The following is a 22651-nucleotide window of genomic DNA, read 5'->3' as shown; positions in this document are numbered from 1 at the left end:
GCCCGCGCGGGGGCCGCCCCGGCGGGGGCGGGCCTTGGTGGGGGCGGGGGGCCCCCCCCCCCCCCCCCGCCACTCACAGGACGGGCAGGACGATCCGCGACGGGTGGTCGGCGTCGTGCAGCACCTCGACGGCGCCGGGCTTGCCACGGGTCGCAACGCCGAAGGGCTCGCCGGTGCCGACGTTGCGGGCGAACCGCGGGAAGGCGCCGCCGGCGACCTGCACCCGCAGCCGGTGCCCGGCCCGGAACCGGTACGCCGTGGGGAACAGCTCGATCTCGACGGCGAGCACGCCGTCCTCCCCCGCCATGACGTCCGGGGCGGGCACGGTCCGCGGGTCCAGCCGCCGGATGCCGTCGACGACGTTGCGGGAGACGCCGCGTTCGTCGACGTCGCAGACCCGGACGAAGACGTCCGCGTGGTCCAGCTCCGGCCGGACGTGCACGACCGCCGTGACCGGCCCGACCACGTCGAGATCGGCGGGCAGCGGGTCCCCGGTGAACACCAGCACGTCCGCACGGGCCTCGACCGGGGACTGGTCGACCTGCTCGCCCGGCGGCTGCAGCAGCGGTCCGCCGACGCTGGGCGTGGGGTCCGCCGGGTCGTAGACGTAGGTGCTCACGCCCGTGCCAGGCTCCTCCCCCAGCCGGCCCGCGGCCTGCAGGTGGACCTGCCGGGCGGTCGCGGGCGGCGGCCACTCCTCGAACTCCAGCCACTGGTCGGCCTGCTGGAGGAACAGCCGCACCGGCGCACCCTCGGGCTCGGGACCGCCGCGCAGGTGGTGGTCCAGCCACGCGACGTCCGTCCGCAGGCTGGTCCGGACCTCCTCGAGGGCCCCGTGCAGCCACGGCCCGACGACGACCCGCGCCGGCACGCCGGCCGCGCGCAGCGCCCGGTAGTCCCGCATCTGCTCCGCGACGAACAGGTCCCACCACCCGGTGACCATGCTGACCGGGGGCATGCCCGCGAGCGGGCCCGGGCCCGCGCGGTCGAACGCCGGCGACTCGCCGTAGGTGGCGTCCCAGTAGCCGTCGCCGGGCTCGGCGTGCTCCACGAAGTCCCGCCAGTAGGGCACGGGAGCCCCGGCGACCTCGACGTCGGCGGCCTGCAGCGGGACCCGGCGCAGGGCCCGGCGCAGCTTCGCCGCCCGGATCGGGTGCGGCAGCAGCGGGATCCCGCCCCGCTCCTGGGTGCCGATCATGGCGGTCCACGCGAGCGCGTTGAGCAGTGCCGGGGCGCCCTGTGCGTAGAACGTGTCGGTCATCCGGGCAGCCGTGATGTGCGGGGACATCGCGGTGAGCGGCGGGTCGGCGTAGGGCGCGACGGCCCACTGCGTGTAGCCGAGATAGCTGCCGCCGGTCGTCGCGATCCGGCCGTCGCACCAGGGCTGCTCGCGCAGCCACGCGACGGTGGCCAGGCCGTCCTCGCGCTCGCTGGTGAAGGGCCGGAAGTGGCCGCCGGACCCGAACGTGCCGCGGGTGCTCTGCAGCACGACCTGGAAGCCGCGGCGGGCCAGCGGGGCCGCGAACACGATGCCGGCCGAGCGCGGGTCGTACGGGACCCGGATCAGCACCACCGGGAGCGGGCCGTCGGTGCGGGAGGGCCGGTACCGGGTGCCGACGAGCACGGTGCCGTCGGGCATCGGGACGTCGACCCGGGTCCGGTCGTACGGGACGGGCGGGGAGGTCAGGCCGAGGGCGCGGTCGGCCAGGGACCCGGCCGCGCGCAGCAGGGGGTGCACGTCCCCGAGGTTAGACACGTTCCGCCGACGGGCCGTTCGGCCCGGGCGGCGCCGGCTGCGCCGGGTCTACCGTGGATCTCCCGACGGACGATCGACGGCGACGACGACGAGGACGGCGACATGAGCGATCGGCCCGGCAGCGTCACCCTGGTGGTCGTGCTCACCTGGGTCTCCGCGGTGCTGTCCGTGCTGGGTGGGCTGCTGCTGATCGTGGCGGGAAGCGTGACCGCCGGCGCCGCGGGCCTCACGCCCGGTGTGCTCGTCGGGATCGGCGTGGCCTACGTGATCCTCGGCCTGATCACCGGCGCGGTCGCGTCCCGGCTCGGCCGCGGCGGCAACGGTGCCCGGCTGCTGGTCTCGATCCTCGTGGTCCTGCAGATCGCGGGCGGCATCGCGGCGATCAGCGCCGTCGGCAGCGGCTCGACGGTCACCCAGGCGCTGGTCAGCATCCTCGTCGGGATCGTGATCCTGCTGCTGCTCTGGAACGCCCGCGCCAACACCTTCTTCGCGTCCCACTGACCCGTGAGTGCCTACTGCCCCTAGAGGGGCAGTCGCCACTCACGATCCGCGCCGACCTGCGCGGAGCCGGGTGGGCGTGGTGCCGAACCACCGCCGCACCGCCCGCGTGAGCCCGGACTGCGCCGCAAGGCCGAGCATCGCGGTGACCTGCGCGAACGGCAGGTCGGTCGTGGTGATCAGGCGGTGGGCGGCGTCGCGGCGCGCCTCGTCGAGCACCCGCTCGAAGGTGGTGCCCTCGGCTGCGAGATGCCGCTGCAGGGTGCGCGGGTGCAGCCGCAGCAGCCGCGCGACGTCGCCGACCTGCGGCGGGGCGGACCCGAGCGAGCGGGCCAACGCGCCCCGCACCCGTCCGGCCACGGTCTGCCCGGGCTCGGCGAAGTGGCTCTCCAGGTAGTCCAGCGCGAGCGTGCGCAGCAGCCGGTCGCCCCCGGCCACCGGGGCCGCGGTGAGCGCCGCGGGCAGCCGCAGCACGGCGGCGGGCCGCTCGAACCGGACGTCGGCGCCGAAGAAGTCGGTGTAGCGGGTCACCGGAACGAGTGGCGGATGGGCCAGGTGCGCCGATCTCAGCCCGTACGGTCCGCCGTGCAGGAGCAGGATGATCCGGTGCAACAGCCCCAGCCCGAGGTCCGCGGCCTGCGGCGGGAGCGGCAGGGGCTCGGCGGTCCCGTCGACCGCCGCCCCGTAGCGCACCGCCAGCACCCCGCGCACCTCCTCGGGGTCCGCGACCTGCGCGATCGACAGCGCCGGGCTGTGCACGAAGAGGAACCGCGACGCGCTGGCCAGGGCCTCGCCGAGGGTCCGCGCGTTCTCGATCGCGACGGCGAGCGGGCCGAGCACCCCCGCGTCCTGCCGCTCGGCGAGCAGCAGGCCGAGGTCCGGGCGCCCGAGCTCGGCCGCCGCGGTCTCCAGGAGCAGCCCGGCGCTGCGCACGCCGATCACGGCGTCGTCGCTCGACACGGCCTCGCGGGTCACGCCGAACCGGGCGAGCAGCGCGGCCGAGTCACCGCCCAGCGCGTCGACCAGCGCGGGGAGGCCGCGCAACGACGCGGCGCGCACCACGGGGCCCATGTCGCGTGAGGGTAAATCATTGTCGCGCACGGATAAGCGCGGGCCCGGACCGGGCGACGACACTGGACCGGTCGCCAGCATCGAAGGGGAGCTGACATGAACGAGACCGACGTGCTGATCGTCGGCGCCGGCCTCTCCGGCATCGGCGCCGCCTACCGGCTGCAGCAGGAGCGACCGCGGGACCGGTACGCGATCCTCGAGCAGCGCGAGGCCATGGGCGGCACCTGGGACCTGTTCCGCTACCCGGGCGTGCGGTCCGACTCGGACATGTTCACCCTCAGCTACCCGTTCCGGCCGTGGCGCGGCGAGAAGTCGATGGCCGACGGCGACAGCATCCGCGCCTACATCCGCGACACCGCGCGCGAGGCCGGCATCGACCGGCACATCCACTACGGCACCACGGTGCAGAGCGCCTCCTGGTCGTCGGACGACGCCCGGTGGACGGTGACGACCTCCCGTGGCACCTGGACCTGCACGTTCCTCTACCTCTGCGCCGGCTACTACTCCTACGAGAGCGGCCACCAGCCGGACTTCCCCGGCCTCGCGGACTACACGGGCACCTTCGTGCACCCGCAGGCCTGGCCCGAGGACCTCGACCACACGGGCAAGCGGGTGGTCGTGATCGGCAGCGGCGCCACCGCCGTGACCCTCGTCCCGGCCATGGCGGAGAAGGCCGCGCACGTCACGATGCTGCAGCGCTCGCCGTCCTACCTGACCGCGCTGCCGCTCGAGGACAAGCTCGCCGACACCCTGCGCCGCCGGCTGCCCGCCGGGCTCGCGCACAAGCTCGTCCGGGCGAAGAACATCGCCGTCACGCAGGGCTTCTACCAGCTGGCCCGGCGCCGCCCGGAGGTCGTGAAGAAGGTCCTGCGCCGCATCGCCCTGCGGTTCCTCGACGAGCAGGCCGTCGACGAGCACTTCACGCCGCGCTACGAGCCGTGGGACCAGCGCCTCTGCGTGGTGCCGGGCGGCGACTTCTACCGGTCCGTCCGGGACGGCTCGGCGTCCGTGGTGACCGACCACCTCGAGCGGTTCACCGAGAAGGGGATCCTGCTGAGGTCCGGGCAGGAACTCGAGGCCGACGTCGTGGTCTCGGCGACCGGGCTGCGCATGCTCCCCCTCGGCGGCCTCGAGCTCGGCGTCGACGGCGAGCCCGTGACGCTCGGCGACACGTTCTCCTACCGCGGCCTGATGCTCTCCGGGGTGCCGAACCTCGCCTACTGCATCGGCTACACGAACGCCTCCTGGACCCTCCGGGCCGATCTGTCGTCGCGGTACGTCTGCCGGCTGCTGAACCACATGGAGAAGCGCGGCTACGCAGCGGCCGCCCCGACCGCGCCCGCCTCGGCCGAGCGTCGCCCGCTGCTCGACCTGACCTCCGGCTACGTGCAACGCTCGATCGACGCCTTCCCCAGCCAGGGCACGACCGAGCCGTGGCGCGTGCAGCAGAACTACGTGGCCGACGCGCTCAAGATGTCCCGCGCCGACCTCACCCGCGACATGCGCTTCACCCCCGCGACCGCCCGCAGCCTGCAGGAGGCCTCCTGATGCCCGCGAGGACGCAGCCCTACCGCTTCGCCGGCAACACCGCCGTCCTCACCGGGGCCGCGAGCGGGATCGGCGAACAGCTCGCCTACGGCCTCGCCGACCGCGGCAGCGACCTGGTGCTCGTCGACCGGGATGCCGCCGGCCTCGAGGCCGTGGCCGGCAAGATCCGCGGCGCACACCCGGACCTGACCGTCGAGACGCACGTCGTCGACCTCGCCGACCGGGCCGCGACGACGTCGCTCGCCGAGCGGATCGCCGCGGACCACCCACGCCTCGGCCTGCTGGTCAACAACGCCGGCGTCGCCCTCGGCGGCCGCTTCCGCCAGCTCACGCTCGACGAGTTCGAGTGGGTCATGGACATCAACTTCCGGGCGCCCGTGATCCTCACCCACCACCTGCTGCCCGCCCTGACCGCGACCCCGGGCGGGCACCTGGTCAACGTCTCCAGCCTGTACGGGCTGATCGGGCCGGCCGAGCAGTCGGCGTACTCGTCGAGCAAGTTCGCGATCCGCGGGTTCTCCGAGGTGCTGCGGCACGAGCTGGTCGAGACCGGCACCGGCGTGACCCAGGTCCACCCCGGCGGGATCCGCACCAACGTGGCCTCGAGCGCCCGGATCGGGTCCGGCGTCGACCCGGCGGAGATCGCCCGGCACCAGGCCGCGTTCGCGAAGCTGCTGAGCTACCCGCCGGAGAAGGCCGCCGGCGAGATCCTCGACGGCGTCGAGAAGCGGAGGACCCGCGTGCTCATCGCCTCCAGCGCCAAGGTGCCCGATCTCCTGGCCCGCCTGCTGCCCGGCTCGTACGGCCCGGTCCTCGACAAGCTGACGGCCCTGCTCGCCCGCCGCTAGAGCGAGACCGCGACGTCTTCCAGGGCGTCGAGCGAGGTCTGCATCCCGCCCTCCATGCCCGACTCGACGTGGGCGTCGCGGTGCTCCTTGTTCTGGTGCTGCACCAGCATGGTGAGCGTGGTGCGCCCGCCCGACTCGGCGAAGTCGAGGGTGTTGACGGCGTAGGCGTCGGGCGTGCCCTCGAAGACCTCGGTGGTCACGATCCGCTCGCCCGGCACCAGCTCGCGGTACTCCCCGTGGAAGGCGACCTCGAACCCGCCGTTCGCCTCCATCACCCAGCTCCAGCCGCCGCCGACCCGCAGGTCGATCTCGGCCGACGTCACGGTGCCCATCGAGCCCGCCCACCAGCGCTTCACCAGCTCGGGCTCGGTCCAGGCGCGGTAGACGGCGGCGGCGGGCGCCGCGAACTCGCGCACGATCAGGATCTGGTCGTCGGCGGGCAGCGTGACGACGGCGCTACCCCTCGTGGTCGTTCCCATCGGTCTCCCCCGTGATCTCCGCCAGCACAGCGTCCAGCGCGCCGAACCGGTCCTCCCAGTGCCGCGCGAAACCGGCCACCCAGTCGTGGATCGGCTTGAGCCCGCGGCCCTCCAGCCGGTAGAGCCGGCGCCGCCCGTCCTCCCGGACGGCCACCAGCCCCACCTCGTGCAGCACCTTCAGGTGCTTCGACACCTGCGGCTGGGCGAGGTCCAGTGCCGCGACGAGGTCCGTCACCGACCGCTCGCCCCGGGCGAGCACGTCGAGGATCTGCCTGCGCCGCGGTTCGGCCACCGCGTTGAACGCGTCGGTGGTGGTCGCCGCCCGTGCCACGCCTCCTATCGTATTCCCATATAGGAATACGTCAAGCCCTCGGCGACGACGACCTGGAGGCCAGGAGGTTCAGTCGGCGACGAACGGGTCGTAGTGGATCTGCTCGGGCGCCGCACCGGCGACCCGCAGCGCCCGCACGGTGGCGGTCAGCATGGCCGGCGACCCGCTGACCACGATCTCGCAGTCGCCCCACGACCCGAACCCGGTGACGACGTCGGCGAGCCGGCCCACCTGCGGGCCGGGGTACGGCGGCTGCTCCTCGACGACGGGGACGACGTCCAGCCAGGCGTTGCGGTAGGTCATCCGGCGCAGCTCGTCGAGCGCGTACAGGGCGTCCCACGACCGCGCCCCGTAGAAGACGACGACCCGCTCGGGGCGCCCGCCGTCGCGTTCGAGCTGCTCGAGCAGGGCACGGACCGGGGTGATGCCGGTGCCGCCGCCGATCATCAGCAGCTCGCGGCCCGGGCGGACGGCGCGGTCCAGCGCGCCCATCGCCGGGCCGATCCGCCAGCGGTCCCCGGGCCGGGCGGAGGCCACGATCCCGCGGCTCACGCTGCCGTAGCCCAGCGCCTTGACGTGGAACTCCAGCACGCCCGCGGGATCGGGGGCGTTCGCCGGGGAGAGGTAGCGCCACAGCCGCGGGTGCTGCGGGGTCTCCACGCCGACGTACTGCCCGGCGCGGTACGGCACGGGCCCGTCCTCGCCCTCGACCTGCACCCACAGGACCGCCGTGTCCCGGTCGACCCGCTGGTGCTCGACGACCACGCCGGGCCACCAGGCAGGACCCGCCTCCGCCCGCGCCGCCTTCTGCATCGTCCCGGCGAGGAACGCGAAGGTGTACTCCCAGGCCTCGGCGACCTCGGGCGTCCAGGCCTCGCCGGCGGTCTCGGCGAGCGCGGCGAGGAAGGCCTGCCCGACGACGGTGTAGTGCTCGTCCCGAACGTCGAACTTCCGGTGGTCCCGGCCGAGCTGGGCCAGGAACGGCACGAGCGACGCCGGGTCGTCGAGCCCGTCGATCAGGTGCACCAGCGCGCGGCCGAACCGCGCGTACTGCGTGGTCATCGACAGGGGGAACAGCCCGCGCAGGCCGGGGGCGTAGCCGAAGAGCGTGCGGTAGAAGCGCGGGACGAAGTCGTCGACGTCGAGCTCGAACTCCGCGGCACTGCGGCGGGCGCGCTCCAGGTAGGGCGCGAGGGAGCCGGGCAGGGCGCGACTCTCCGTCGTCATCGCCGGGACCGGGGAGCCGCCACCACGGGCGGAAGCGTAGCCGCCGCCGCGGAACGGGTGAGCCCGGCCTGCCCTGTCCGGCGGCGGACCGCGCTCGGACCGCGCCCGGCGTGCGGTCAGACGTGGGCGCGGCGAAGGGCGGCGTTGCGCTCCTTGACGGCGCGGTCCTTGTTGACCGGGTTCTGCGCCTCGTCGGGCTCGGTGCAGCCCGCCTCGACGGCGATCCGGTTCATGGTCCCGAACATGCGGACCAGGTGCGCGAGCCGCATCTCCTCGCCGTCGACGGGCTGCTGGTCGCCGTGCAGCAGGCCGATCGTGGTGTCCACCCACATGGCCTCGGCCTGCATCCCGGCCGCGCGCAGCACGTCCTGCACCCGGTCGGCGAGCAGCCGCGGCGGCAGCCCGATCCAGCCCTCCAGGGTCCGCGCGTCGAGCGGGAACAGCCGGTCCCGGTCGCGCAGGTAGAGCAGCTCGAGGGAGTAGCCGTGCGCGTAGGCGCAGTAGAGGCAGCCGTTGTAGAGCGAGATGACCATGCCGGCCAGATGCGTGCGCTGGTGGCCGAGGACCCGCATCGAGACCAGGTAGCGCGGCATGTTCGCGGCGAACCAGCGGACGGCCCCGCCCGCGCCCATCCGCGCGACGATGTGCGGGATCATCCGGGGCGCGAAACCCCACATCCAGCGGCATCCGGCCTGGAGAACGCGAACCGTCGCGCGGTCGAGCGCCCCTCCGGCCATCGCGCACCCCTCGCTCACGGTCAGTGTTCGGATCATACCCCGCGGTGGTGGCTCGGGACAGCGTCCGCGACGAGGTCGGGACGGAAGTCCTGCACGTCGGCCGCCGACCGGTCTAGCCTCCGGCGCGTGGGACGCGTCTTCCTCCTCCGGCACGGCGAGACCGAGTGGTCCGCCACGGGCCGGCACACGGGCCGGACCGACATCCCGCTGACCGACCGCGGCCGCGAGCTGGCCACGCAGGCCGGCCCGACGCTGGAGGCGCTGCGCCGCGGCGACCCGCCACCGGTGCGGGTGATCACCAGCCCGCGCAGCCGCGCCCAGGAGACCGCGAAGCTCGCCGGCCTGCAGCCCGACGCGGTCGACGAGCGGCTCTCCGAGTGGGACTACGGCGACTGCGAGGGCCGCACGACGCCGCAGATCCGCGAGGACGTGCCCGGCTGGACGGTCTGGACCCACCCCTGCCCCCACGGCGAGACGGCCACCCAGGTCGGCGCGCGGGCCGATGCCCTCCTCACCGACGTCCGTGAGCTCCTCCCCCGGGGTGACGTCGTGCTCGTCGGGCACGGGCACTTCAGCAGGGTGCTCACCGCGCGCTGGATCGGTCTGCCGCCCGAGGGCGGCGTGCACATCGCGATGGACGCGGCCGCCTGGACGATCCTCGGCGACGAGCGCGGGGTCCCGCGCCTCGACGCCGTCAACCTCCGGATCCCGTAGCCCGGCCCTCCCGTCGCTCCGCTGCGCGGCACCGCCGCGAGGCCCCACCCGGTGCGGACCCGGTGCGGACCCGGTGCGGACCCGGTGCGGACCCGGTGCGGACCCGGTGCGGACCCGGTGCGGACTCAGTGCGGACTCAGTGCACCTGCACCTCGTCCCCGACCTGCAGGGTGTTGAAGAAGGCGACGGCGTCGTCGTGGGCGAGGTGCACGCAGCCGTACGACGAGCTCTGCAGGCTGCCCTCGTGGAAGGCCACCCCGCCGTCGGCGAAGAACACCGAGAACGGCATGGGCGCGTGGTTGGGCATGTCGCTGACGTGGTTCTGGTCCTTCCACTGCACGTGGAAGGTGCCGACCGGGGTGGGGTCGGTGGCGTCGCCCGGCATCATCCGTACGGGCCCGCGGGCGACCTTGCCGCCGTCGAGCAGCCAGGCGCGGTGTGTCGCGAGGTCGACGCAGGCGTGCGCGGTGGCGGTGCAGGGGGTGCCGGCCACCGTGGCGGCGGTGTCGGTGTCGCCGCGGGGTGCGCTCTGGGCGGGTGCGGCCTGCGCGGGGGCGGCCACGAGTGAGCCGAGGCCGACGACGGCCGCCGTCACCGCCGCGCCGCGGAGCCTCCCGGCTGTGGCCCGCGTCACTCTGTGTCTACCCACTCGTCACTCCTCGGTGTTCCTACCCCCACACGTATGACGAGCGGGGGCAGGGGAGGTTGCTCCGTTCGCCGGGGAAGATTCCGCCAGTGAGCAGCAGATATCGTGCAGACGTGACGGAGCGGTGGACGAATCGGGTCCGGCGGGTCGAACCGGGCGACGTCGAGGCGGTGGTCGGGCTGGTGCGCGAGCTCGCCGAGTACGAGAAGGCCCTCGACCAGTGCCTGCTGACCCCGGAGCAGCTGCGGACCGCGCTGTTCGGCGCGGCACCGGCGCTGTTCGGGCACGTCGCCGAGGTCGACGGGACGGTCGTCGGCTGCGCGCTGTGGTTCCTGAACTTCTCCACGTGGGAGGGCGTGCACGGGATCTACCTCGAGGACCTCTACGTGCAGCCCGCGCACCGCGGCTCCGGGCTGGGCCGGGAGCTGCTCGCCGCCCTGGCCGCGACCTGTGTGGAGCGGGGCTACGCGCGGCTGGAGTGGTCCGTGCTCGACTGGAACGAGCCCTCGATCGGCTTCTACCGGTCCATCGGTGCGGTGTCGATGGACGAGTGGACGACCTTCCGGCTCACCGGGGAGCCGCTGGCCTCACTCGGCGCGTGAGCGCTCGTCGGCCCCCATCGACCAGCGCCGCGCGGGTTCGCTGACCAGCAGCAGGAACGTGCCCACGACGAGCAGCAGGGCCACGATCCCGATCGCGAGCCGGCCCTCGGCAAGCTGCGAGTAGACGAACGGGACCAGCAGCAGCTGGGCCACGATCGACGGCGTGCGGGCCCCGTGCCTCCCGCGCCAGAGCAGGACCGCGCACAGCAGGAGCGCGCCGCCGAGCAGCACGAAGTACGAGGCCTCGCCGATCCGGTCGCCCAGGCCGCCCTCGGAGGCGACCCCGAAGACGACGGCCGCACCGAGCCCGACGAGCCCCTCCAGCCCGACGACGGCGGCCGCCGCGCGCACCTGGACGGGCGGGGCGTCCGGGGCGGGGCGGCCCGCCTTCCCGCCCGGCTGCTGAATCGGCTCGGAGGTCACGACGACGAGGATACGGGCCCGGTTACGCTCAGAGCGTGCGCGCGCTCCTCGTCGTCAACCCCCGGGCGACGTCGACGACCCCGGCGGGGCGGGACGTCCTGACCCACGCCCTGGCGAGCGAGCTCAAGCTGGACGTCCTGGAGACCGCCTACCGCGGGCACGCGGCCGAGGCGACGGCGGCGGCCTGCGCCGCGGGCGTCGAGCTGATCGTGGCGCTCGGCGGCGACGGCACGGTCAACGAGGTCGTCAACGGCATGCTGGTCGACCGCGAGGCCACCGGCCCGCGGGCGCCCGACGGCCGCGACCCCGACGCCCCCGCGCTGGCCGTGGTGCCCGGCGGCTCGGCCAACGTCTTCGCCCGGGCCCTCGGCATGCCCCGCGACCCCGTGGAGGCCACCGGGGCGATCCTGGCGGCCCTGGAGCGGCGCAGCAGCCGCCTGGTCGGGCTCGGCCGGGCGGACGACCGGTGGTTCACGTTCAACGCCGGGATGGGCTGGGACGCGGACGTGGTCGCCGCGGTGGAGCGCGCCCGCGCGGCCGGGCGGGAGGCCACCCCGATCCGCTACGCCAACACCGCCATCGGGGAGTACCTGCGCCAGCGGCGCCGGCCGCCGTCGATGACGGTGGAGGTGCCGGGGGCCGGCCCGCTGGAGGAGATCCGGCTGGCGTTCGTGAGCAACACCGACCCGTGGACCTTCCTGGCGGGCCGCGCGGTCCGCACCAACCCGGGCGCCACGTTCGGCACGGGGCTCGCCCTCTTCGCACTGCGCCATCTGGGGCTGCCCACGATCGGACGCACGTTGCGCCACATCCTGTCCCCGGACGGGGATCCCCACGGGCGGAACATCGTGCGCCAGGACGCCGTTCCCTCTGTACGGATCCGCAGCGCGGAGCCGCTCGCCCTCCAGCTGGACGGCGACCACCTGGGCTCGAGGACGGACGTCGAGTTCGTTTCCGTGCCCGGAGCGTTACGCGTCGTCGTGTGAGAGGCGCCCCTCGTCGCAGTTCGGGCGGTGTCGTGACCCGGTCGAGTGACACGTGGTGGCCATTCACCGCTGCTCGGCGACCACCGAGCAGCTAGGGGCTCGCACCTGCGCGGACCGTGATCCAAGGTAGGTCCTGCGAAAGCGAGGGACTGCGCCGGGGTCACCCGGCATGGTCCGCGGGAATCGGGGTAACCCGGCTCCCGTTGGGCAGGGACACTGTCGATCGCACTTTGCGGCGGCGTGCGGCACGGATCGATGCAGTAACCGAACGTGTCGGGCTTCGTTGCGAAGTGTGGGTGAGGCTCCTCACCCGCCCGGACCTTGTCCCTTGAAGAGCGACGGCGCTCGTGAAATCATTCACAAGCGCGGAAACACCGTGACAGACCGACGTGCGATCGGCGCGACCCCGATCGCGAAGTACGAGGAGTAGAACGATCATGGATTGGCGTCACCGCGCTATCTGCCGCGACGAGGACCCGGAGCTCTTCTTCCCCGTGGGGACGAGCGGCCCGGCCCTCCTGCAGATCGCCGAGGCGAAGAGCGTCTGCCGCCGGTGCCCGGTGGTCACCGAGTGCCTGGCCTGGGCCCTCGAGAGTGGCCAGGACGCGGGTGTCTGGGGCGGCATGAGCGAGGACGAGCGTCGCGCCCTCAAGCGCCGCAACGCCCGTACCCGTGCGCGCACTGCCTGAGAGACCGAAGAACAGCAGCAACCGAAGAACTGCCCCGAGGGTTATCCCCACCCTCACCCCGGAAGCTCCCTCACAAGATTCGGAAGAGCGGGCCCGAAGCCGGACGCCACCGGCGACGGGCCCGCTCTTCGTCGGTCCGGGGGAATGTCACCGCACGCCCCGCGAACCCGTGACCGTCGAGCACGGCACCGGCGCGACCTCGGCACCGGGATCGGCGATCACGCTGCAAGGCTATCGCGCCGTCATCGGCACCGTGATAAGGGCCTCGGTTCCGCCGCCGTCGCGAGGCCGCAGGGCCAGTTTCGAGTCGAGCTCGGCGAGCAGCGTGCGCACGATCTGCAGGCCCAGGCCGTCCGCGCGGTCGATGTCGAAGCCGTCCGGCATGCCCCGGCCGTCGTCGGCGATGATCAGCTCCAGGGTGTGCGCCGAACGGTTGGCCTTCACCACGACCTCGCCCGCCTGGCCCGGTTCGTAGGCGTGCGCCAGCGCGTTGTGCACCAGCTCGGTCAGCACCAGGACCAGCGGGGTCGCCAGCGCCGAGCCCAGGGTGCCCAGCGAGCCCTCCCGGCGCACCTTGGCCCGCACCTCGGCCGTGGCGCCGTCGCCGATCGCCGGCAGCACGGTGTCCACCAGCTCGTCCAGGTCCACCATCTCGGCCACCGAGAAGGCCAGCGCCTCGTGCACCAGCGCGATCGAGGTCACCCGGCGCACGCTCTCGGCGAGCGCCCGGCGGGCCTCCGGGATCTGGGTGCGCCGGGCCTGCAACCGCAGCAGCGCCGCGACCGTCTGCAGGTTGTTCTTGACCCGGTGGTGGATCTCCCGGATCGTCGCGTCCTTGCTCAGCAGCGCCTGGTCGCGGCGCCGCAGGTCGGTGATGTCGCGGACCAGCACCAGCGCGCCGGCGGCATCGCCACGTGGGCGCAGCGGCAGCGACCGCACCAGCATCGTGGCGCCCCGGGTGCGGATCTCCATGCGCAGCGAGGTCCGGCCGTCGAGGGCCGCCTGGATGCGCGCGGCGACCTCGCTGGCGTCGAACGGGTCCCGGGTCAGGCTCTTCGTGAGCGACGCCAGCGGCACGCCCACGAGGTCCGTGTCGTGCCCCATGCGGTGGTAGGCCGACAGGGCGTTGGGGCTGGCGTAGGCCACGAGGCCGTGCGCGTCGAGCCGGATCAGCCCGTCGCCCGCCCGCGGGCTCGTGTCGGCGCCGGCCGCGGCCGCCGTCGTGGGGAAGGTGCCGTCCGCGATCATCTGGCAGAGGTCCGACGCGCTGCCGAGGTAGGCGATCTCGAGCGGGCTCGGCACCCGTGGCATGGCGAGGTTGGTGTCGCGGGACAGCACGGCGATGACACGCCCGTGGTGGCGTACCGGGATCGTCTCCCGGCGCACCGGCACCTCCAGGTGCCAGCGCGGCTCCTCCTCGCGGCAGATCCGTCCCTCGACGACGGCCCGGCGCAGCTGCGGGTTGTCCAGCGGGTTCACCCGGGCGCCCACGGCGTCCTCCGGGTGGGCCGTGGGGGCCGTGGTGGGACGGGCCTGGGCCACGCAGAGGAACTCCTCCGGGCCGCCCGCCATCTCGACGTCGGCGTCCTGCGGCAGGGGGATCCAGAGCAGGAAGTCCGCGAACGACATGTCCGCGAGCAGCTGCCACTCGGCGACGACCCGCTGCAGGTGTTCGACGGCGTCCCCGGGGAGGCTCGTGTGCTCGGCCAGCAGTTCGCTCAGGGTCGACACGGGCTCATCCAATCACGTGGGACACTGGGCCCAGTCCTAAGCACTTGTGAAGGAGGGACGAGCATGTCGAAGCGCGCGCGCAAGCGTCGCGACCGCAAGAAGGGCGGCGCGAACCACGGCAAGCGGCCCAACACCTGAGGCCCTGCCCCTGACGCACGAACGGCCCCTCCGCTCCGTCCGGAGCAGAGGGGCCGTTCGTGTGTGGTCGGTCAGGCGCGGCGTTCGACCCGGGTCGTGCGGACCTCGACGGTCGTGCCGTGGGGCCCCGACTCGACGCTCACCTCGGCCTGCTCCAGCACCGCGGTGCGGATCTGGCGGCGCAGCCGGTCCTTCAGCCCGTCCGGCGCGATCTCGCCGCTGCACTTGCGGGCGAGGAGCTGCTTGAGCTTCTCGTCGATCCCGTACTCCTGCAGGCACGGGGCGCACTCGTCGAGGTGCTGCACGAGCTGGCGCTTGCGCTCCTGGTCGCACTCGCCGTCGAGGTAGAGCCACACCTCGGCGAGCACCTCGGAGCAGTCGGTGTCGTGGTGGTTGCCGCAGCTCATGAGCTCGTCACCTCCTGCTCCCCCCGGATGAAGCCGCGCTCCCGAGCCGTGTCGGTGAGCATGTCGCGGAGCTGCCGGCGCCCGCGGTGCAGGCGGGACATCACGGTGCCGATCGGCGTCCCCATGATCTCGGCGATCTCCTTGTAGGCGAACCCTTCGACGTCGGCCAGGTATACCGCCATCCGGAAGTCCTCCGGAAGCCGCTGCAGGGCTTCCTTGACGTCCGAATCGGGCAGATTGTCCAGCGCCTCGACCTCGGCCGAGCGCAGCCCCGTCGACGAGTGCTCACCGGCCTGGGCGAGCTGCCAGTCCGTGATCTCGTCCGTGGGCGACTGGATCGGCTGACGCTGCCGCTTGCGGTACCCGTTGATGTAGGTGTTCGTCAGGATCCGGTACAGCCACGCCTTGAGGTTCGTGCCCTCGCGGAACGTCCGGAACGCCGAGTACGCCTTGAGGTAGGTCTCCTGGACCAGGTCCTCGGCGTCCGCCGGGTTGCGGGTCATCCGCAGGGCGGCGCCGTAGAGCTGGTCGAGCATCGGCATCGCGTCGCGCTCGAAGCGGGTCGCGCGTTCGGCCTCGGTCTCCTCCGGGGCCCGGTCGAGCGAGTCGGTGTTCTCGTCCGCCCGCTCCGGATCCCGTCCAGGGTCCTGCTCCGTCTCGGCCGCCGTCTCGTCCGGCACCGCGCTCCTCTCCCCCGCGACCGTCTCCACGATCGTCCGTGAGCCTGCGGGGGTCGAGCGTACGCGCCCGCGACGTGACGGGCGCGGCCGAGCCGGTCGGGCCGCGACCGGGGCGTCCATCAGTGCTGAGGTCACGTACGGTCTCAACACCTCCGGCCGGACACCGATTCCCGGCCGGTCCGGTGAGGAGGGCGGGACGAGTGGCAGGGCGGGGCACCCCGGCGACGGCGCTACTGACCAGGAAGAAGATCGGTTACACACTGCACTCGTACGAACACGCGGGCGGCGCCGCCTACGGGCAGGAGGCCGTCGACGCCCTCGGGCTCGAGGCCGGGCGGGTGTTCAAGACGCTCGTCGCCGAGGTCGACGGGAACCTCACCGTCGGGGTCGTGCCGGTCGACGCCACCCTCGACCTCAAGGCCCTCGCCGCCGCCGTCGGCGGGAAGAAGGCGCGCATGGCCGAGGTCGCCGCGGCCGAGCGCGCCACCGGGTACGTCGCCGGCGGGATCTCGCCGCTCGGGCAGAAGAAGCGGCTGCCGGTGGTGGTCGACGCCTCCGCCGCCGACTGGGAGACGGTCTTCTGCAGCGGGGGGCGGCGGGGGCTGGAGGTGGAGCTGGCGCCGGGCGACCTGATCGCGGTGGTCGACGCCCGCACCGCCCCGATCGCGGCGCGGGGGTAGGCGGGCGACGCCCCGCGGCGCCTTGTCACAGCCGCTACGGGAGGTGGCGGGACAGCCAGTCCGCCACGGCCTTCTCGACCGCCGGCACGTCCTTCTTCAACGAGTGGTCGCCGGGCAGCAGCACGACCTCGCGGGTGACGGTGGGCTCGGGGCGGCCGAAGGGGTCCGACTCCCCCTGCACCACCAGCACGGGCACCGTGACGCCGTCGATCTCGGCCATCCGGTGCTTCTCCGGCCTGCCCGGCGGGTGCACCGGGAAGGCGAGGCACACGATCCCGATCGCCCCGCCCGTGGCGGCACACCGGCACGCCACCCGCGCACCCGAGCTGCGGCCCCCGAACAGCAGCGGCAGCCCGGCGAGCAGCCCGGCTCCCTCGCCACCTGTGCCGCCGGTGCCCCGGAGCACCCCCACCACCGCCTCCCAGGCGGCGTCGAGCTGCGTCGCCGGGGCGGGGGCGCGGCGGCCCGCGACCCGGTACGGCTGTTCGACGAGCACGACGTGGAGGCCGGTGTCGAGCGCGGCGCGGGCGGCGGCGCGCAGGTCCGGCGCGTCGACCCCGCCCCCGGCCCCGTGCCCCATGAGCAGCGCCCCGCGCGGGGTCGCCGGCGTGAGCCGCACGTGCACGCGGGCGGGACCGTGCGGCGTGGGGATCTCGGTGACCTCCGCGGGCCGGAGGTTCGTCACCCGAGCAGGTCCAGCTGGATCGGCTCCTCGACCTGCGACGGGTCGAGCGGCTCGAGCAGCTCCTTGCCGTTGTTCCTCACGCTGTTGACCTTGTCCGACACCGGCACGATGTCGAGCTTGCCCACCAGGTCGGTCGACGGCGGGGCGAGCCAGCGCTTCACCGCGTCCGCCTGCGCGTCCGAGTCCGGGTCGAGCCACGCGTCCCACGCCGCGGGCGGCAGGACGAGCGGCATCCGGTCGTGCACCTGGGCGAGCGGGCCGACCGCCTCGGTGGTCAGCACCGTGCAGGTGACCAGGCCCTCCGGGAACTTCTCGAGGAGCTCGCCCTCCTTGGGCCGCCAGAACTCCCAGAGCCCGGCCATCGCGAGCGACCGGCCGTCCTTGTAGTGCGTGAAGTACGGCTGCTTGCTCGCCTTGTGGTCCTTGGTGGCGGCCCGGCGCTGCCACTCGTACCAGCCGTCGGCCGGGAGCAGGCAGCGGCGCGCGGCGAGGGCGCGGCGGAACGCCGGCTTCTCGGCGGCCGTCTCGCTGCGCGCGTTGATCATGCGCGCGCCCGCGGACGGGTCCTTCGCCCACGACGGCACCAGCCCCCAGCGCACGAGCCGCAGGCTGCGCTCGGTGGTGTCCGGGTCGGGGTTGCCGTCCGCATCCCGCGGGTGGCGCTGGACCACCGCGATCACGTCCCGCGTGGGCGCGACGTTGTAGTCCGGCCGCCGGTCCTCGCCGGCCTTCTCCGTGACGGCGTCGACGGCGGTGAACTCCTCCGCCAGGTCCGTCGGCGCCTTGGTCGAGGCGTACCTCCCGCACATGCCCCCATCGTGGCACGTCCCACCGACACTCCGGCGGACACGATCTCGGGGTCGCGTCCCGCCGCCGGCGCCATGCGGAATCATGGGGTCGTGGCCCCGTCCAGTGCCCCGTCCAGTGCCTCCTCCACCGCTCCGACCGGCGCCTACGCCGCGCCGGCGGCGAGCGGACCCGTGCGCGGGACGGTGTCCGTCCCCGGCTCGAAGTCCGTCACCAACCGCGCGCTGCTGCTGTCCGGGCTCGCGCAGGGCCGGTCGGTGGTGCACGGCGTGCCCGCCACCCGGGACTCCGCGCTGATGTGCGGCGCGCTCCGGTCGCTGGGGGTCGGGGTCCACGTCGACGGCGAGACGGTCACGCTCGACGGGGGCAGCCTCGTCGGCGGCGGCGCGGTCGACTGCGGCCTGGCCGGCACCGTGATGCGGTTCGTCCCGCCCGCCGCGACGCTGGCCGACGGCGCCGTGGTCTTCGACGGCGACCCGCACGCCCGCGAGCGGCCCATGGGCACCGTCCTCGACGCCCTGCGTGCCCTCGGCGCGGTGATCGACGGCGACCGCCTCCCCTTCGTCCTGCACGGCGCGGGCGGGCTGCCGGGCGGCGCGGTGACGATCGACGCCTCGGCGTCGAGCCAGTTCGTGTCCGGCCTGCTGCTCTCCGGCGCCCGGTTCGACAAGGGCGTGACCGTGCACCACGACGGCAAGCCGGTGCCGAGCCTGCCGCACATCGACATGACCGTGGCGATGCTGCGCGAGGCGGGCGTGGCCGTCGAGGATGCGGAGCCGAACACCTGGCGCGTCGAGCCCGGCCCGATCACCGCGCGGACCTGGGCCGTGGAGCCCGACCTCTCCAACGCGTCGGTCTTCCTCGCCGCGGCCGCGGTCACCGGCGGGGAGGTGACGGTCGCGGGCTGGCCCGCCGGGTCCACCCAGCCCGGCGCGGAGATCCTCGGGGTGCTGGAGCGGATGGGCGCCACCGTCACGGCGTCGGAGGCGGGCATGACCGTCGCCGGCCCAAGCCGGCTGCAGGGCGTCGACGTCGACCTGCACGACGCCTCCGAGCTCACCCCCACCGTCGCCGCCCTGGCCGCGCTGGCCGAGGGCCCCAGCGTGATCCGCGGCGTCGCCCACATCCGCGGTCATGAGACGGACCGGCTGGCGGCGCTGCGGACCGAGCTCGCCGCACTCGGCGGGGCGGTCACCGAGACCGAGGACGGCCTGGAGATCCGGCCCGCCCGGCTCACCGCAGGCGAACGGCCCTGGGGCGCCTACGCCGACCACCGGATGGCGACGGCCGGGGCGATCGTCGGGCTCGTCGTCCCCGGGGTCCGGATCGACGACGTGACCTGCACCGACAAGACCATCCCGGACTTCCCCGGGCGCTGGGCCGCTCTGGTCGCGTGAGCCGGCCGCGCCAGTACGACGAGTCCGACGTCCGGGTCCGCCCGGGCCGCGGCTCCCGCCCGCGCACCAAGCGCCGCCCGGACCACGCCGACGCCGAGGAGTCGATGGTCGTCGCGGTCGACCGGGGCCGCTGGACCTGCGCCCCGGGCGGCGACGCCGACCGGCCGCCGGTCACGGCCATGCGCGCCCGGGAGCTCGGCCGCACGCCGATCGTCGTCGGGGACCGGGTGGGGCTGGTCGGGGACCTGTCGGGCGCGCCGGACACCCTCGCGCGGATCGTGCGGGTCGAGGAGCGGCGGACCGTCCTGCGCCGCACCGCGGACGACACCGATCCCTACGAACGCCTGGTCGTGGCCAACGCCGACCGGCTCGTGATCGTGACGTCCCTGGCCGAGCCGGAGCCGCGCACCGGCTTCGTGGACCGCTGCCTCGTGGCGGCCTACGCGGGCGGGCTGGAGCCGGTGCTCTGCCTGACGAAGGCCGACCTCGCCGACCCGGCGCCCTTCGCCGCGCACTACGCGGAGCTGGAGTTCCCGGTCGTCGTGACGCGGCGCGGGGAGTTCCCGACCGCCTTGGCCGAGCTGCTCGAGGAGCGGGTGTCCGCACTCGTCGGGCACTCCGGCGTCGGCAAGTCCACCCTGGTCAACGCGCTGCTCCCGGACGCCGAGCAACGCACCGGCCGGGTCTCGGGCGTCGGCAAGGGCCGGCACACCACCACCGCGGCGCTGGCCCTCCCGCTGCCCGCGGGGCGCGGCTGGGTGGTCGACACCCCCGGCGTGCGGTCCTTCGGGCTCGCGCACGTGACGCCCGACGACGTCATCGCCGCCTTCGACGACCTCGCCGCCGCCGTCGAGGACTGCCCGCGCGGCTGCGGCCACCTCGGGCCGCCCGCCGACCCGGAGTGCGCGCTCGACGCGCTGGCGGCCGAGGGCGCACTGCGTCCGGGGCGGCTCGCCGCTCTGCGCCGTGTGCTCGTCGCACTGCGGGCCGCGCCGCCCGGCGCACTCACAGCGGACCGATAACCTCGGGGCCTTCCCTTGCCGTGGAGGAGGCGCGAGGTGCCGCACGGGAGAGCCTCGGCAGCGGGGCCGGTCCGCGATCCGCTCGCCCTGGTGCTCGCGGCGATCGCGGTCCTCGTGGTGCTGGTGGGGGTGGTCTCCTGCGCCCGCGGCAACTCCGAGGACGCCGGCCAGGCGCAGGGCCTGCCCAAGTACTACTCGGCCGCGGACCTGCTCACGGTCGTCACCCAGCGCCAGCACGCGGACCGCACGGCCCACCTGCGCCTGTCCGGCCACGTCGACGCCGCGGACGGCGGCCCGACCACGCTGGGCGGGGACGGCGCGCTGCGCGTCGAGCAGGGCGGCGGGATCTCCGCCCAGTTCACCCAGACCCTGAGCCCGTCCGGGCGCGACCCGCAGAGCACGGCGTTCGTGGTGCTGCACGGCGGGCAGGTGTGGCGCCAGGACGGCGCCGCGTGGACCCGGGTCGACGAGGCGGCCACCGGCACGCCGGAGAAGATCCTGGCGACCACCGCGGCCAACGTCGTCGCGGGCGCCGATCCCACCGCCCACCTGAGCCGCTACCGGGACGCCGCGCTGGTCGCCGACGCCGCGGACGACACGGTCGACGGGGTCCCGACGGTCCGGTACCTGGTCGTCGTCGACCTGGTCCGTGCCGCGGAGCTGGAGCAGGATCCGGAGGTGCGGGACGCGCTGCGGGCCCAGGCCGCCGCCGGCGTCACCCGGATCTCCTCCACGCTGTGGATCGACGCGGCGAACCGGCCCCTGCGCAGCGAGACGCGCCAGACCATGCCGGGCATCGGGACCCTGGCCCTGACCTCGGACTACCGCGACTGGGGCGCGCCCGTGGCGATCGCCTCCCCCGGGGCCACCGCCTGATCGGACTGCGCCTGATCGGACGGCGCCTGATCGGACGGCGCCTGATGGATGGGTGCGTGATCGGATGCGGTTGACTGGGCCCGTGCCCGGCTCCCGCCTCGATCCGCGCAGCATCGGCGGCTTCACGATCACGCGCCTGCTCGGCGAGGGCGGAATGGGCCGGGTCTACCTCGGACGTCGGGGCGGCGTGCAGGCGGCGGTGAAGGTCGTCCGGTCGGACCTGGCCGGCGACCCGGAGTTCCGCGCCCGGTTCGGGCACGAGATCGAGGCCGCGACCCGCGTCCGCAGCCCCTACACGGCCGCGTTGCTCGGGGCCGACGCCGACGCGGACCCGCCGTGGATGGCCACCGAGTACGTGCCGGCGCCGTCGTTGCGCGAGGCCGTCGGGATCCACGGGCCGATGCCCGTCGAACAGGTCCGGCTGCTCGGCATCGGGCTGGCCGACGCGCTCGCCGCGATCCACGCCGCCGGCATCGTGCACCGCGACCTCAAGCCGGGCAACGTCCTGCTCGACGCCGACGGGCCGAAGGTGATCGACTTCGGGATCGCCCGGGCTGCCGACGCGACCGTGCTGACCCGCACCGGCGCCGTCGTCGGCTCGCCGGGGTTCATCGCGCCGGAGCAGATCACGCACGCCCGCTCCGAACCCGCCGGCGACGTCTTCGCCCTCGGCGGGGTCCTCGCCTACGCGGCGACCGGCCGCGCGCCCTTCGGCACCGGCGACGTCAACGCCCTGCTCTACCGCACGGTCCACGGCGAGCCGGACCTCGCGGGGATCCCCGAGCCGGTGCTCGGGCTGGTCCGGGCGTGTCTGGACCGCGACCCCGCCCGACGACCGGACGTCGACCGGATCCGCGCCGCCCTTTCCTCGGGACCCCAGGACCGGCCGACGGGCGGCTGGCTGCCCGCCGTGCTGGAGCCGACGCCGCCGCGCCCGGTCGCGCGGGCGCCGCGCTGGAGGGTGCCGGTGACGATCGGCGCGATCGCTGCGGTCCTCGCTGTGGTCGGGGTGGTCGGGGTGGTCGCGCTGCGGGAGGGTGGGGGCGGGGCCGGGCCGACCGCCGCCCCGCCGGCCCCGATCCCCGGCGGCGCACTCCCCACGAGCGCCCTTCCGGCCACGGCCACGGCGCCGCCCGACGTCCGGGTCTCCGCCGAGCCCGCGGGGTTCAGCAGCCCGAGCGGCAACATCGCCTGCTACCTGCAGCCCAACTCGGTGCGCTGCGACATCGCGCAGGCCGAGTGGGACCCGACGACCGTGCCGGACCGGCCGGCCGGGTGCGAGGGTGTGTGGGGCGACTCGCTGCAGATCACGGGTACGGACCGCGCCGACTTCGTGTGCCACTCCGACACCGTGTTCGGCACCGGCCCGGTGCTCGACTACGGGAGATCGCTGCAGGTCGGCGACGTCACCTGCACCAGCCGGCAGACGGGCGTCGAGTGCCGGGTCGGGGCGAGCGGGCACGGCTTCGGCCTCTCCCGCACCGCCTACCAGCTCTTCTGACTGTGAGGATGGCGTAGCCGGCCCGGTGATGGTGGGTTGGTGCGTGACAGCGGCGGCGTGGCCCTTCTTCTGACTGGCCCTTCGGGTGCCTTGCGCGGGACTTGCCCGCCGCCGTTGTCGGCACCGGCCCCCGGCCGGAGTAGCTGGCCTGATCAGGAGCATGACCGCCAGA

25 protein-coding genes are annotated in these 22651 nt (G+C 74.4%); 12 read left to right on the top strand and 13 right to left on the bottom strand.

Going from position 1 to position 22651, the window contains the following annotated elements; all coding sequences use genetic code 11:
* Positions 1-73: 73 nt before the first annotated feature.
* A complete protein-coding gene (locus AB0B41_RS36055; protein WP_358211466.1) occupies positions 74-1738 on the bottom strand; it encodes a CocE/NonD family hydrolase in 1665 nt (554 codons plus the stop codon).
* Positions 1739-1858: 120 nt separating this feature from the next.
* On the opposite strand from AB0B41_RS36055, the gene AB0B41_RS36050 reads away from it, so the two are divergent.
* Positions 1859-2257 carry a hypothetical protein gene (locus AB0B41_RS36050; RefSeq protein WP_358211464.1) on the top strand — a complete coding sequence of 133 codons (399 nt, stop codon included), beginning with the start codon at positions 1859-1861 and terminating at the stop codon, positions 2255-2257.
* 39 nt (positions 2258-2296) lie between these two features.
* On the opposite strand, the gene AB0B41_RS36045 is transcribed toward AB0B41_RS36050, so the two are convergent.
* Positions 2297-3325 (bottom strand): AraC family transcriptional regulator ligand-binding domain-containing protein, encoded by a 1029-nt coding sequence (locus AB0B41_RS36045; RefSeq protein ID WP_358211462.1) that lies wholly within the window; start codon positions 3323-3325, stop codon positions 2297-2299.
* Positions 3326-3421: 96 nt separating this feature from the next.
* On the opposite strand from AB0B41_RS36045, the gene AB0B41_RS36040 reads away from it, so the two are divergent.
* Both AB0B41_RS36040 and AB0B41_RS36035 read left to right on the top strand, forming a co-directional pair.
* The gene (locus AB0B41_RS36040; RefSeq protein ID WP_358211460.1) at positions 3422-4873 is read left to right on the top strand and encodes an NAD(P)/FAD-dependent oxidoreductase; all 1452 of its coding nucleotides are present in this window, start codon (positions 3422-3424) and stop codon (positions 4871-4873) included.
* Positions 4873-5721, top strand: a complete 849-nt coding sequence (locus AB0B41_RS36035) for an SDR family NAD(P)-dependent oxidoreductase (protein ID WP_358211458.1) — start codon at positions 4873-4875, stop codon at positions 5719-5721. Before AB0B41_RS36040 ends, AB0B41_RS36035 begins: the two co-directional genes overlap by 1 nt.
* On the opposite strand, the gene AB0B41_RS36030 is transcribed toward AB0B41_RS36035, so the two are convergent.
* From AB0B41_RS36030 to AB0B41_RS36015, 4 genes are all read right to left on the bottom strand, one after another.
* Entirely contained in the window at positions 5718-6200 is a 483-nt protein-coding gene (locus AB0B41_RS36030; RefSeq protein WP_358211456.1) for an SRPBCC family protein, read from the bottom strand. The genes AB0B41_RS36035 and AB0B41_RS36030 overlap by 4 nt on opposite strands.
* Positions 6178-6531: a metalloregulator ArsR/SmtB family transcription factor gene (locus tag AB0B41_RS36025; protein WP_358211454.1), complete on the bottom strand. Its 354-nt coding sequence runs from the start codon at positions 6529-6531 to the stop codon at positions 6178-6180. The genes AB0B41_RS36030 and AB0B41_RS36025 overlap by 23 nt, the downstream gene beginning before the upstream one ends.
* Before the next feature lie 69 nt (positions 6532-6600).
* On the bottom strand, positions 6601-7758 hold the full coding sequence (locus AB0B41_RS36020) for a globin domain-containing protein (RefSeq protein ID WP_358211452.1): 1158 nt from the start codon (positions 7756-7758) through the stop codon (positions 6601-6603).
* A 116-nt stretch (positions 7759-7874) separates the two neighbouring features.
* Positions 7875-8414, bottom strand: coding sequence for a hypothetical protein (locus AB0B41_RS36015; RefSeq protein ID WP_358211450.1), 540 nt, complete (start codon positions 8412-8414; stop codon positions 7875-7877).
* Positions 8415-8621: 207 nt separating this feature from the next.
* Here AB0B41_RS36015 and AB0B41_RS36010 point away from each other — a divergent pair, with 207 nt between their 5' ends.
* Complete coding sequence (locus AB0B41_RS36010; RefSeq protein WP_358211448.1) at positions 8622-9209, top strand: acid phosphatase; 588 nt, start codon at positions 8622-8624, stop codon at positions 9207-9209.
* A 136-nt stretch (positions 9210-9345) separates the two neighbouring features.
* On the opposite strand, the gene AB0B41_RS36005 is transcribed toward AB0B41_RS36010, so the two are convergent.
* Positions 9346-9858: a L,D-transpeptidase gene (locus tag AB0B41_RS36005; RefSeq protein ID WP_358211446.1), complete on the bottom strand. Its 513-nt coding sequence runs from the start codon at positions 9856-9858 to the stop codon at positions 9346-9348.
* A 110-nt stretch (positions 9859-9968) separates the two neighbouring features.
* Between AB0B41_RS36005 and AB0B41_RS36000 the strand changes: the two genes are divergently transcribed.
* Positions 9969-10457, top strand: coding sequence for a GNAT family N-acetyltransferase (locus AB0B41_RS36000; RefSeq protein ID WP_358211444.1), 489 nt, complete (start codon positions 9969-9971; stop codon positions 10455-10457).
* On the opposite strand, the gene AB0B41_RS35995 is transcribed toward AB0B41_RS36000, so the two are convergent.
* The gene (locus tag AB0B41_RS35995) at positions 10443-10880 is read right to left on the bottom strand and encodes a hypothetical protein (protein ID WP_358211442.1); all 438 of its coding nucleotides are present in this window, start codon (positions 10878-10880) and stop codon (positions 10443-10445) included. The two genes, AB0B41_RS36000 and AB0B41_RS35995, sit on opposite strands and share 15 nt — an antisense overlap.
* Positions 10881-10915: 35 nt before the next feature.
* Between AB0B41_RS35995 and AB0B41_RS35990 the strand changes: the two genes are divergently transcribed.
* Both AB0B41_RS35990 and AB0B41_RS35985 read left to right on the top strand, forming a co-directional pair.
* Complete coding sequence (locus AB0B41_RS35990; RefSeq protein ID WP_358211440.1) at positions 10916-11866, top strand: diacylglycerol kinase family protein; 951 nt, start codon at positions 10916-10918, stop codon at positions 11864-11866.
* Positions 11867-12303: 437 nt separating this feature from the next.
* Positions 12304-12555: a WhiB family transcriptional regulator gene (locus tag AB0B41_RS35985; protein ID WP_037051753.1), complete on the top strand. Its 252-nt coding sequence runs from the start codon at positions 12304-12306 to the stop codon at positions 12553-12555.
* Positions 12556-12786: 231 nt separating this feature from the next.
* Here AB0B41_RS35985 and AB0B41_RS35980 read toward each other — a convergent pair whose 3' ends face one another.
* The 3 genes from AB0B41_RS35980 to AB0B41_RS35970 form a co-directional block, all read right to left on the bottom strand.
* On the bottom strand, positions 12787-14286 hold the full coding sequence (locus AB0B41_RS35980) for a histidine kinase N-terminal domain-containing protein (protein ID WP_358211438.1): 1500 nt from the start codon (positions 14284-14286) through the stop codon (positions 12787-12789).
* Between the two features lie 209 nt (positions 14287-14495).
* A complete protein-coding gene (gene rsrA, locus AB0B41_RS35975) occupies positions 14496-14831 on the bottom strand; it encodes a mycothiol system anti-sigma-R factor (protein ID WP_358211437.1) in 336 nt (111 codons plus the stop codon).
* Positions 14828-15511 (bottom strand): sigma-70 family RNA polymerase sigma factor, encoded by a 684-nt coding sequence (locus AB0B41_RS35970; RefSeq protein ID WP_358211435.1) that lies wholly within the window; start codon positions 15509-15511, stop codon positions 14828-14830. The genes rsrA and AB0B41_RS35970 overlap by 4 nt, the downstream gene beginning before the upstream one ends.
* 200 nt (positions 15512-15711) lie before the next feature.
* Between AB0B41_RS35970 and ybaK the strand changes: the two genes are divergently transcribed.
* On the top strand, positions 15712-16191 hold the full coding sequence (gene ybaK, locus AB0B41_RS35965; RefSeq protein ID WP_358211433.1) for a Cys-tRNA(Pro) deacylase: 480 nt from the start codon (positions 15712-15714) through the stop codon (positions 16189-16191).
* Positions 16192-16225: 34 nt separating this feature from the next.
* Here the strand turns inward: ybaK and AB0B41_RS35960 are convergent, their stop codons facing one another.
* Both AB0B41_RS35960 and AB0B41_RS35955 read right to left on the bottom strand, forming a co-directional pair.
* Positions 16226-16876, bottom strand: coding sequence for an alpha/beta family hydrolase (locus AB0B41_RS35960; RefSeq protein WP_358211431.1), 651 nt, complete (start codon positions 16874-16876; stop codon positions 16226-16228).
* Positions 16873-17685 carry an SOS response-associated peptidase gene (locus AB0B41_RS35955; protein WP_358211430.1) on the bottom strand — a complete coding sequence of 271 codons (813 nt, stop codon included), beginning with the start codon at positions 17683-17685 and terminating at the stop codon, positions 16873-16875. The genes AB0B41_RS35960 and AB0B41_RS35955 overlap by 4 nt, the downstream gene beginning before the upstream one ends.
* Positions 17686-17775: 90 nt before the next feature.
* On the opposite strand from AB0B41_RS35955, the gene aroA reads away from it, so the two are divergent.
* From aroA to AB0B41_RS35935, 4 genes are all read left to right on the top strand, one after another.
* Positions 17776-19080: a 3-phosphoshikimate 1-carboxyvinyltransferase gene (aroA, locus tag AB0B41_RS35950; RefSeq protein ID WP_358211428.1), complete on the top strand. Its 1305-nt coding sequence runs from the start codon at positions 17776-17778 to the stop codon at positions 19078-19080.
* Positions 19077-20102: a ribosome small subunit-dependent GTPase A gene (gene rsgA / locus AB0B41_RS35945; protein ID WP_358211426.1), complete on the top strand. Its 1026-nt coding sequence runs from the start codon at positions 19077-19079 to the stop codon at positions 20100-20102. The genes aroA and rsgA overlap by 4 nt, the downstream gene beginning before the upstream one ends.
* 36 nt (positions 20103-20138) lie before the next feature.
* Positions 20139-20978: a hypothetical protein gene (locus AB0B41_RS35940; RefSeq protein WP_358211425.1), complete on the top strand. Its 840-nt coding sequence runs from the start codon at positions 20139-20141 to the stop codon at positions 20976-20978.
* Between the two features lie 82 nt (positions 20979-21060).
* On the top strand, positions 21061-22479 hold the full coding sequence (locus tag AB0B41_RS35935; RefSeq protein WP_358211423.1) for a serine/threonine-protein kinase: 1419 nt from the start codon (positions 21061-21063) through the stop codon (positions 22477-22479).
* Positions 22480-22651 lie beyond the last annotated feature (172 nt).

This window comes from Pseudonocardia sp. NPDC049154 (genome assembly GCF_040648315.1).
GTDB lineage: Bacteria > Actinomycetota > Actinomycetes > Mycobacteriales > Pseudonocardiaceae > Pseudonocardia.
This window is presented reverse-complemented; position numbering and strand designations above follow the sequence as displayed.

Bases quoted from the DNA above. Each gene is read 5' to 3' on its own strand.
- AB0B41_RS36050 (WP_358211464.1), top strand. From the start codon at position 1,859: ATGAGCGATCGGCCCGGCAGCGTCACCCTGGTGGTCGTGCTCACCTGG.
- AB0B41_RS36030 (WP_358211456.1), bottom strand. From the start codon at position 6,200: ATGGGAACGACCACGAGGGGTAGCGCCGTCGTCACGCTGCCCGCCGAC.
- AB0B41_RS36035 (WP_358211458.1), top strand. From the start codon at position 4,873: ATGCCCGCGAGGACGCAGCCCTACCGCTTCGCCGGCAACACCGCCGTC.
- AB0B41_RS36015 (WP_358211450.1), bottom strand. From the start codon at position 8,414: ATGATCCCGCACATCGTCGCGCGGATGGGCGCGGGCGGGGCCGTCCGC.
- AB0B41_RS36020 (WP_358211452.1), bottom strand. From the start codon at position 7,758: ATGACGACGGAGAGTCGCGCCCTGCCCGGCTCCCTCGCGCCCTACCTG.
- AB0B41_RS36040 (WP_358211460.1), top strand. From the start codon at position 3,422: ATGAACGAGACCGACGTGCTGATCGTCGGCGCCGGCCTCTCCGGCATC.
- AB0B41_RS36045 (WP_358211462.1), bottom strand. From the start codon at position 3,325: ATGGGCCCCGTGGTGCGCGCCGCGTCGTTGCGCGGCCTCCCCGCGCTG.
- AB0B41_RS35985 (WP_037051753.1), top strand. From the start codon at position 12,304: ATGGATTGGCGTCACCGCGCTATCTGCCGCGACGAGGACCCGGAGCTC.
- AB0B41_RS35955 (WP_358211430.1), bottom strand. From the start codon at position 17,685: ATGTGCGGGAGGTACGCCTCGACCAAGGCGCCGACGGACCTGGCGGAG.
- rsrA (WP_358211437.1), bottom strand. From the start codon at position 14,831: ATGAGCTGCGGCAACCACCACGACACCGACTGCTCCGAGGTGCTCGCC.